Source organism: Embleya sp. NPDC020630 (assembly GCF_044334985.1).
Taxonomy (GTDB): Bacteria; Actinomycetota; Actinomycetes; order Streptomycetales; family Streptomycetaceae; genus Embleya.
Genome location: NZ_JBIRUB010000036.1, coordinates 40,695 through 50,733, shown reverse-complemented (window position 1 = coordinate 50,733; position 10,039 = coordinate 40,695). Strand labels below are relative to the sequence as shown.

The following is a 10,039-nucleotide window of genomic DNA, read 5'->3' as shown; positions in this document are numbered from 1 at the left end:
AGTTGCTCTCGCGTCACACCAAGACGATCTACCAGACCAGGACCGCCTTGACGACGAATCCCACAGATTGATCACAACCCGATACGCGACCTAGCTGGTGGTCGATCGGGCAGCCGCCGGTGCCCGGCGTCGTGGGGGAGGGGGTGGACGCGGACCGCGAGGCGTGGGTGCGCGGCTCGGCGGATTCCGCGCCACCCGGGTGGCGCGCCTCCAGGCGCAGGCGCAGGCCGCGCGAACTGAGACTGGTCTCCACATTGGGTCGGAACGGTTCGTCGCCGACCGGGATCAGGCGCCAGCGGGCGACGATGGCGGTCAGCGCGAGGATGGCCTCGGTGAGGGCGAACTGGTCCCCGATGCACTTGCGGGGCCCGGCGCCGAAGGGGATATAGGTGGCGCGGTCGGGTTGGGCGTGGAGCCAGCGGTCCGGGTCGAACCGGTTCGGCTCGGCGTACAGGTCGGATCGGCGGTGCAGGAGGTAGGGGCTGAGGATGATGGTGCTGCCGCCCTTGAGGCGCACCCCGCCGAGTTCGGCGTCCTCGCGGAGGGTGCGGGTCATCATCCAGGCGGGCGGATACAGCCGCAGGGTCTCGGTCACCACCCGGCTCGCCAGGCCCAGCGAGGGCAGGTGTCCGACGTCGAGGAAACCGTCGTTGTCGGCCAGGACCTCGTCGGTTTCGGCCTGAAGGCGTCGCTGTGCGTGCGGGTTGGTCGCGAGCAGGTGCAGTGCCCAGGCCAGGGTGATGGCCGTGGTCTCCATCCCGCCGAGAAAGAACGTCAGCGCCTCGTCGGCCAGTTCGGTGTCGCTGAGTTGCTTCTCGCCGCCCTCGCTCTCCTCGTCGACCGCGCCGACGAGTGCGGAGAGCAGGTCGGCGTGGTCGGTGGGGTCGGCGCGCCGCTCGGCGATGATCTCCTCGATGGTGGCCGACAGCCGGTGCCGGGCCTCGTCGTACCGTCGCTTCTTCGGCGTCGGCAACCCACGCAACAGGGCCGGCGTCATCATGCGCCGGAAGAACGCGCTGACCACGGTGGATGTGTCGGTCAGCGCCCGCTGCATGGTCTCCTCCGGCAGGGCGCCGCTGAACATCGTCTCCATGGTGGCCCGCGTGGTCAGCGTCATCATTTCCTGGGTGATGTCGACGACGTCGCCGTCGCGCCAGGTATCCGCCTTGAGCTGCGCCGCCCGGGCGAACACCGCCCCGTATCCGACGAGTCGGGCGGGGTGGAAGGACGGCTGGCACAGCCGGCGCTGACGCCGATGGAGGGGATAGGCACACGTGGACAGGCCGTCGCCGATGACCTCGCGGATGCGGTCGTAGATCGCGCCGCCCTTGTCGAAGACGCGGTCGTTGAGGAACACCTGCCGCGTCAGTCCCGGGTCGCAGATCATCACGGCCGAGCTCGGGCCCAGCCGGACGCGGACCATCTCGCGGTAGCCCGACAAGGATGTGATGAACGCCAACGGATCGCGCAGCAGCGGCAGCGCGTGACCCAACAGGGGCAGGGCACGCGGAGCCAGCGGGATGGACGCGACGGTGGCCGTGTTGGTGTCCGGCATGGACGACCTCATTCCGTGTGTGCCCGCGCGGCCGATGCCGCGGGGTCCGGGTCGCGGATGACCTCGATCAGTGCGGTGGTCCAGCGGAAGCCGAGCCCGAAGCTCAGCGCCAGGACACGGTCGCCGGCCCGCGGCGCGCCGGAGCGGAACAGGCGGTCGAGGCCGAGCAGGATGTCGCATGGGCCGGCATGGCCGAGGTGGCGGCCGAAGGTCCAACTGGTGTCCTCGCAGCGCAGGTCGAGCGGTGATCCGGCGAGCACCATGTCGAGCACGATCGAACCGATCGCGATGGCCACCACGTGCGTGACGTCGGCCGGCTTCGTGTCGGTCTCGTCCAGGACGGTTTCGACGCAGCGGCGGGTGGCGCGCTGCAGTGTGTCCATGTGCGGCATGAGTCCGCTGTCCTCGATGGGGAACGGTCGACTGCCGTCACTGTGCTCCTTCCGCGCCCGGGTCAACGCCTCCAGGCGCGGTTCCACGGCCTGGGCGGTCGCGGCCAGTCGGGCGAAGCCGGTGCCTCGGGTGAGTACGGCGGCGGCGCCCGTGTCGCCGGCCACGTAGCCCATCTTCCGGGCACCGCCCCAGCGTTGCTCCGGGAATCGGGCACCGGCGGTGACCAATGCGGCCTTCGCGGCGGGCCGGGCGGTGAGGTGTTCGGCGGCGGCGACCAGTGCGGCGGCCCCGCCGTCGCTGGCCGCGCACAGTTCGTAGCCGATGGTGTCCGGCCCGCCGAGCACCCGCAGCATGTAGGTCGCCGGAGTGTAGTGGTCCTCGTCCTGGAAGTTGGCGTGCACCAGCGCGCTGACGTCGGCGGAGGCGACATCGGCGTGGCGCAGCGCCTTGAGGCCGGCGCGGGCGGCCATGTGGGTGGGAGTTCGGTCGGTTGCGATGGCTGCTGTGGTGAATCCGTTGAGCGCGGCCTGCCGGGGCGCGGACGTCGATGCCTCGCGCGGATCGGGTACCGGGACGATGGTCGGGATCCACGCACCCGTGCCCGCGATCGTGATGTCCTGCCACAACATCGTTGTCTCCTCGGCTGTCACGAAAGGGTCGATCGGCGGGCGTCGGCGAGGGGTCGGACGAGTGCGCCGGGGCGGTCCGGGTCGTGTGCGCCGGCCGAGGCGATCCGGGCGAGTGTTCGGCCGTCGGCGGTCGCGGCGGTCAGGATCCCGGTGGCGAAGTCGCAGTGCAGTCGGATCGTCGGATGCTCGGCGCCGAGCCGGCAGTCGTTGCCCGGCCCCGAGAGGTCGACCTCGCCGAGACCGGCCATCGGGCCCACCCGGGGCGGGAGTTCGCCCGGCGGGGGCAGCAGGAGCAAGTGCACCATGGCGTCCAGCAGGATGGCGGGCACGACCATCTCGCCCAGTGCCGGCGCCCAAATGGTGTGGTCGAAGCGGAACGCGGCGGAGTTCCCGTCGGGCCCGCGGGCGTGGTCGCGGGTGCCGGCGAACGGGCCGGTGAGCGAGATGGGCGGGTCCGGGGTATAGACCGGCACCACGAAGTCGGGCTCGGCACGGTGGGCGGAGCAGTCCGGGGGTGGGGCGAGGACGGGATATCGCCGCGCCAGCCGGACCCTTGTCTCGCACAGCAGGTCGTTGAAGCGCAGGACGCGGCCGTTGCGGCCGATGCGATGGGTCGTCATCCTGACGGCGACCTCGGTGTGGTCCCGGTGCCGTTTGGTGACCCGAGCCTCGACTGCGACGGTGCGCGCCGGCCCGGTGGGTCCGACCGTGATCGAGGTGCGGCAGACCAGGTCGCGGAAGCCGGTAACCACGAGTTCGGGGCACAGGAGCGCGGCGGCCCCGGCGGCGGCCTCCAGGGTGAACGTGCCGGGCAGCGTGTACTCGCCGTTGACCCTGTGGTGGCGCATCCAGCGGCCGTCCCCTTCCGCCAGGGTGCGCGGATCCCAGGACTTGGTCAGCACGATCCAGTCCGTTCCGCGATACAGGACGCCGTCGAGCAGGGGCGTACGCAGAGCCGGATCCGGCACGGCGGGCGGTGGTACGTCGGGGGTGGGCATCGGCAGATCGTCGGGCGAGCCGTGGGCGGCGATTCCGCGGGTGTGCAGCAGGGTGCGCTCGTCCTCCCGGACGAAGAACGTCACTCCGCCCGTGGGTGGGCGGGCGACGGCGGCGAGGAACTGGGCGCAGCCCAGCGCGTTGTCGATGTAGGCGTCCATGCGGTTGCGCTTGAGCGTTTCGCGCATGGTGATGCTGCTGGCCACGCCCGCCTCGAGCCAGCCGCTCCACAGGATCGCGAACTCGTGCCGGTCGGGCGGCGCGTGCCGCCGGGCCCGGGCGCTCGCGTATGCGAGGTATTCGTTCGCGGTGCAGTAGTCGACGTCCCCGGGGGCGGGCGCGAGCGCCGCGAGAGTGCTGAAATTGACCCAGGTGCCGGGCGGATGACCGGCCAGGGCGCGTTTGAGATTGCGGTAGCCGGTCGCCTTGGTGGCGCGTACCGCCCGGAAGTCGGCGAGGGTCTTGGCATGGAGGGCGCGTGAGCGCAGTTCCAGGACGGTGTTGACGAGCAGGTCGATGTGCCCGTGTCGGTCCAGCACTTCGCCGAGGACGGCGGTGGTGCGTTCGGCGTCGAGGACGTCGCACACCCGGTGGTGCACGCGGTCGGTGCCGCACAGGTCGGCCAACCGGCGCATGGTGTGGCCCACCTCCAGGCGCGCTCGGGCCCTTTCGTACTCGGCGCGCAACTCGCCCACCGTGGCACCGGGGCGTCTGCGGCGTTCGGCGCTGATGAACTCGGCCTGGGCCGGCAGCGTTTCGCCGGGCTCCGGGGGCGGGGTGCGGCCGACGACGTACACATGGGGTCGGTCGACGGCGTGGGCCAGCGCGTGCATGATCTCGGGGGTGATGCCCCGGGCGCCGCCGAAGGCGACCACGACCGCGCCGGCGGGTAGCCGGTGCCGCTCTGTCGGCGTCGGTGCGGCGGTGTCGTCGACGACGGCCATGGTCAGCCAGGCGCCCGCGCGGCAGGCCATTGTGTGGGTGGGGACCTGGGCGTCGGCCACTCGGGCCAGCCGGGCCAGGGCGGTCGCGGCGTCCGGTGCGTCGGTGAGCAGGGCCACGCCGCCGCACTGGCGGATTTCGGCGCGGACGGAGCGGACGAGTCCGACGATCAGCGCGCTCGACGGGCACGGCAGGTCGTCCGGTATCGCCCCGAGCAGGAGCGCGGCGAGCGAGCCGCCGTTGCGCAGTGCGGGCAGTACGGCCTGGACGGTGGTGAAGGCGAGGTCCTGGAGGGCCTCCATCCGGGCCGTCTCGGCGTCGGTGGCGCCGTCGCCGTCGGTGCTGCCGTCGTCGTCGGGCAGGCGGGTCAGGATCCGGATGTGGCGGGGGATGAAGGGCAAGCCGGCCAGGGCCGCGGAAGCCTGCTCGGGTGGAACGTGGGTGGTGGCGCCGATGCCCGGCGCAGGAGCCCAGGTGGCGACGTCCGGGCCGCGGGCCGCGGCGGCCAGGTCGGGGGAGTCGGTGATGACGACGGTGCCCGGTGGGATCGCGGGCATGGCCGCGTCCGCCGCGGGCGGGGGCGTGGACACCAGGCGGATGGTCTGGCGGCGGCCGAGACGGTCCTCGGTGTGTTGCTCCTGCGGGAGGTCCGGGTCGGGTGTGGCGGGCGTCGACTTCACGCGGTCGGCTCGTTCCGCCGGAGGTTGGTGCGGGTCGGCGGGTGGGGTGAACCGGATCGGCGGTGACCCTGGGGCCGCGGGCGCCACGACGGTCGCGGTCTGGGTGACGACGGCCCTCACCAGTGCGAGTAGGGCGTCGAGCGAGAGGTAGGTGTGCCCGGCGTCGGTCAGTACGGGCAGCGTGTGTGCGGGGGCGGCGCCCGAATCGTCACCGGTGAGCGCGGTGGAGAGGGTGCCCAGGATCGGCAGGCGGTGCTCGCGGGCGGTGGAGCGGCGGGCGATCGCCAGTACGGCGGCGCCCTCCGCGATGGATCGACCGTCCGGCACCAGACCGGCGAGGTGGCGGTCCCATCCGCTGATCGGGCGCAGGCACACCGCGCCGACGAGGGCGAGATCGCAGGCCCGGTGCCGCAGTTGGCGCAGGGCCACGTCGACGCCGGTGTGCGCGGAGTCCCGGTGCGCGTAGACACTGGTGCCCATGCCCCGGAAGTCGTAGTAGTTGGCGGCCCGGCCGGACAGGATGCAGGAGACGGCGCCGGTGAAGTCGTCCTCGTTGAGGTCGCCGGGGATCACCCCGGCGGCCTCCGCCATCCCCTTCGCGAGGTATTCCTTCAGGCGTTGCGCCTGCGCGGGATCGGGCAGGATGTCGAACGCGGCGGCGCACTCGGTGGCATGCACGCGCAGCGCGGCCCGGGTGTTGTGCGTGGTCGGCAGCGACGATCCGACGATCACCGCCGTCGTGGGCCGCAGGTGGTTGCCCGGCTCGCCGAGTTCGTCCAGGAGGGGGCCGAGCGCCTGGAGCGTCATCAGGTGCGCGGCGTCCATGTGACGCATCGTCAGCGGTGGGATGCGCACCCGGCGCGGGGACGGCAGCGGATAGGGCAGCCCGAAGCCTGCTTCCGGGCGCGGGCCGGCACCGGTGAGCCACGCCGGCACATCGGCGGGATCCAGGCCGGGCAGATGGGTGTTCCAACCGACGACGACCACATCCTCGGTGTCGGCGATGTCCGCCCCGCCGCGCCGAGCCGTGGGCGCCGCCTTCGGTGCGCGGTCGGAGAGCACCACGTGAGCGTCGGCTCCGCCCAGGCCGAATGCCGACACCCCGACCACGCGCGGTCGAGCGTCGTCCGTGGGCCAGGGCGCGTCCACGAGCGGCACGGTCAGCCGCGCGCCGTCGCCGAGCACCGGATGCGGGTCGGTGACCACACACTGCCCGGGGATCGCCTCGCGCTCGAACGCGACCAGCGCGTGGGCGACCGAGACCAGGCCCGCCAGGACCCCGGTGTGCCCGAAGACCTGCTTGTTCGACGTCACCAGGCACGCCCGCTTCCGCGGCCCCAATCGGGAGAGCAGCGACCGCAGTTCGATCTCATCACCCACCGGCGTCCCGGTGCCGTGGGCCACGATCCAGTCCAGGTCGTCTGCCTCCACGCCCGCGTCGGCCCAGGCCCGGGCGATCGCCGACTCCTGACCGCGCATGGCCGGAGCGTGAATGCCCTTGCCTCGCCCGTCGGCGGCCAGCCCGCTGCCCCGGACCACGCCGAGCACCCGGTCGCCGTCCGCGACGGCCCGCGCGTACGGCTTCAACGCGAGCATCACTGCGCCCTCGCCGATCACCGTCCCGTCGGCCGCCCGGTCGAACGGGCGCACATTCCCGCTCATCGAGATGCCCTGGGCCCGGCAGAAGAGGGTGAAGCCGATCGGCTCGACCACCGCGGTGCCACCGGCGAACGCCACGTCGCACGAGCCGTCGCGTAGCGCCTTGACCGCCGCGTCGAGGGCGAACAGGCCGCTCGCGCACGCCGAGTCGAGGGTCAGGTGTTGCGCGTCGTCCGGGATCAGCCCGCGCAGCGCGTTGCGGGAGACCGACGCGGGCAGGTACGCCTGCGGGTTGCCGCCGTCCCCGGCGTAGTGCGCGTCGATCGCGTGGTCGGCCAACTCGGCAAGCCAGTCACCCTCTTGGTCGGCGGGGATCGCCTCGCGCACCATGCGCCGGTACTCGTCGCCGAGTACGACGGCCTGGGGGCCGAGCCCGGTCTGGTCGTGGATGCCGGTGGTCGCGACGAACCAGCGGTCGGTCGCGCGTCGATGCACACCCGCCAGAGCCCGGACGGCGCAATGCCGCAGCCAGCGATTGGTGCGCGGCCAACCGGGGTGGTCGACGTTGCCGTGTGGCTCGGCGATCGAGGCGGGGTCGGGGACAAAGTTCTGGACGTAGCCGGCTTCGCGGACGTAGAAGGCGTCGGTGTCCTTGCGGGTGGGTGCCCAGAAGTGCTTCAGGTCGAAGGCGGACGGTTCGCTGCGGATCAGGGTGCCCTCACGCAGTCGGTCCCAGAACTCGTCCGTGGAGTTCGCGCCGGGCAGGACCAGGCCGAGGCCGACCACGGCGATGGCTTCGGGGTCGAACCGCGATGCCTGAACGGGTGCCTGGGTCGATACCGGAACCGGAGGCCGATGCGTGGCGATGGGTTCGGGGGGTTCGGAGTTCGACTCGTGCCTATCGGGGGACGCGCTCCGCGTCGCGGTCGGCGTATTCGGTCGGCCTCGCGCGGGGACGCCCACTCGGTCCGCCCATTTACTGTGCAGGCGGGCGCCCTGCATTCCGCCGATGGAGATGCCGCCGTCGGCCACGATGGTCTGGCCCGTGACGAAGGCGGAGTCGGGGTGGAGGAGGTGAGAGATCAACCCGGCGGCCTCCGGTGTCGAGAGGGCACGACTCATCAGGTCGCTCGTCGTTGCGGGGTCACCCAGCGCAGCCGGCGGGTTGTCCAGGTTGTCGACGAACTCGCTCGCCACGGTGCCCAGCTGTACGGTATTGACGCGGATGTTCCGGGGGAACAGCTCCAGGGCCAGGTAGCGGACCAGTGACTCCAAGGCGGCCTTGGTGACACCACCGGGGCCGTATCCGGGGATCGGCAGGTGGGCCCCGACACTGGACAGGCACACGATGTTCGCGTTATCGCGTCCCATCATCAGTTCGGCCGCCCGGCGCGAACAATGGTAGGTCGCCATCACGTTGGTGGACCACGCCCGCTGCCAATAGGTGTCGTCGATCTCCAGCAGGGGGAGGAACGCCCCTCCGGCGGCGTTGTTGACCAGCACGTCCAGGGCGCCGTGGCGCTCGCCCACCAGATCGAACATGCGGTCGATCTCGTCGGTCTTGGCTACCGATGCGCGAATGAACTCACAGCTGCGGCCCGCTTGTTCGAGTTCGGCTTGCAGGGACTTCGCCTGCTCGACGGAGTGAAAGTAGTTGACGATCACATGGGCGCCGTCGCTCGCGAGCCGGCGCACGATGTCCGCGCCGAGGCTCCTCGCCGCACCGGTGACCAGCGCGACCCGGCCGCGAAGATGGTCGGTGTCGGTCATCGCGCGACGACCTCCGACCTGGTTCGGACCACGGTCTCCGCGATCCGGCGCAGGGTGGCGAGCGTCAACAGGGAGGTGTTCGCCCGCAGATCGGGCAGATCGAACCGGTCGGACACCCGCCCGAGCAGGGCCACCTGCTTGAGCGATTCCACACCCAGTTCGGACTCCAGGCCGTCGTCTTCGCCGAGCAGATCCGGCGGATACCCCAGGAAGTCGCCGTAGAGCACGCGTAGTTCGGTCAGAACCGTCTCGTAGTCGACCCCGGCTGGAGCTACCGGCCCGCTCGCGGCCGGGATGATGGCGGTCGTCGCCGCAGGAACCGGAGGCGCCGAAACCATCGGGACCGGGTCGGCGACGGGGTTCAGGTGGACCACGGGCGGCGGGGGCGCGGGTACCGACGGCCGATGGGCCACCGGGACCGCGGTGGGAAGCGCCGCGAGTGACCCGGCCGACACGGTTGTCATCGCCTGCGCGGCAACCCCGTTGCCGCCGGGTGGGGGAGCCGGTACCCGCTCGCGGAACAGCCCGCCGCGAGACGACCCCGCGACCAATGCCCGCACCGCCTCGAACGGATCGCCCTCGCTCAACGGAACCACACACCGCACGCCCGGGACGGATGCCTCGACGAATTTGGTGACGACGGGCCATTCGCCGCACTCCACGAAGGCGTCGACGCCTGCCGCGTGCAGGTCGCGGATCGTCTGCAACATCCGGACCGGAGCGGTGAGGGCGCCCGCGACCAGGTCCACCGGATCGTCGTCGCCGACGTCCCGGCCCAACCACGGGGAGCACACCCGCCAACGCCCGGTGCGGAACGGCACGCGCGGCGCGCTCGCTCGCAGGTCGCGTGCTGCGTGGACCATCGCCGGCGTGTGCGTGGGGTGCGGCACGTCCAGGCGCAGATGTGGCCAACCCAGGGTGTCCGCCACCCGTTCGATGAACCCGATCAACGGCTCCGGGCCGCTGAGCACGCTTTGCCGAGGGGCGTTTTCGCAGGCCAGTACCAGGTGGGGATGGTCGAGCAACCCGGCGAGCGCCCGCGCCCGGCGGCCGTCGACACCGACCGCGAGCATCTTGCCGCCCCACCCCTGTCGGGTCAGAGCCTGGGAACGGGCTACGGCCAAGCGCGCGGCGTCCTCCACGGCCAGGTGCCCCGCCGCCGCCAAGGCCCACAGCTCCCCGATGCTCTGCCCGACGATCGCGACCGGCCGGACACCCTCGGCGACCAGCATGTGGTGCGTCGCGAGGCTGACCGCGTAGATCTCCAGGTACTGCACCTCGGGGCCGTGTCGGTCGCTCGTCCCGTTGTCCTCGATCAGCCGGGGAGAGATCTCGGACAATCCCATTTCCCGGGCCGCCTTGTCGATGCGCGACAACGATTCGCGGACGGTCTCGTAGCGATGGTGGAGTTCGCTCAGGATGCCTGCGCGCGGGGCAGGCACCGTACCGGGCATGACGAATACCGAATCCATTAC

Annotated in this window: 4 protein-coding genes; all 4 read right to left on the bottom strand. The window is 71.8% G+C overall.

Translation table 11 applies throughout. From position 1 onward, the window contains the following. Positions 1 to 28: 28 nt before the first annotated feature. From ACH4XV_RS46135 to ACH4XV_RS46120, 4 genes are read right to left on the bottom strand one after another with little or no spacing between them, the layout of a single operon-like run. Positions 29 to 1,555 carry a cytochrome P450 gene (locus tag ACH4XV_RS46135; protein WP_395800228.1) on the bottom strand — a complete coding sequence of 509 codons (1,527 nt, stop codon included), beginning with the start codon at positions 1,553 to 1,555 and terminating at the stop codon, positions 29 to 31. Positions 1,556 to 1,563: 8 nt separating this feature from the next. Continuing rightward, a complete protein-coding gene (locus tag ACH4XV_RS46130; protein WP_395800226.1) occupies positions 1,564 to 2,577 on the bottom strand; it encodes a 3-oxoacyl-[acyl-carrier-protein] synthase III C-terminal domain-containing protein in 1,014 nt (337 codons plus the stop codon). A 17-nt stretch (positions 2,578 to 2,594) separates the two neighbouring features. Further along, positions 2,595 to 8,564, bottom strand: a complete 5,970-nt coding sequence (locus ACH4XV_RS46125) for an SDR family oxidoreductase (protein ID WP_395800225.1) — start codon at positions 8,562 to 8,564, stop codon at positions 2,595 to 2,597. Next, positions 8,561 to 10,036, bottom strand: a complete 1,476-nt coding sequence (locus ACH4XV_RS46120; RefSeq protein ID WP_395800223.1) for an acyltransferase domain-containing protein — start codon at positions 10,034 to 10,036, stop codon at positions 8,561 to 8,563. The genes ACH4XV_RS46125 and ACH4XV_RS46120 overlap by 4 nt, the downstream gene beginning before the upstream one ends. Positions 10,037 to 10,039 lie beyond the last annotated feature (3 nt).

What these genes read in the sequence shown, in the direction of transcription:
- ACH4XV_RS46135 (WP_395800228.1), bottom strand. Translation starts at nt 1,555, where the DNA reads ATGCCGGACACCAACACGGCCACCGTCGCGTCCATCCCGCTGGCTCCG.
- ACH4XV_RS46130 (WP_395800226.1), bottom strand. Translation starts at nt 2,577, where the DNA reads ATGTTGTGGCAGGACATCACGATCGCGGGCACGGGTGCGTGGATCCCG.
- ACH4XV_RS46125 (WP_395800225.1), bottom strand. Translation starts at nt 8,564, where the DNA reads ATGACCGACACCGACCATCTTCGCGGCCGGGTCGCGCTGGTCACCGGT.
- ACH4XV_RS46120 (WP_395800223.1), bottom strand. Translation starts at nt 10,036, where the DNA reads ATGGATTCGGTATTCGTCATGCCCGGTACGGTGCCTGCCCCGCGCGCA.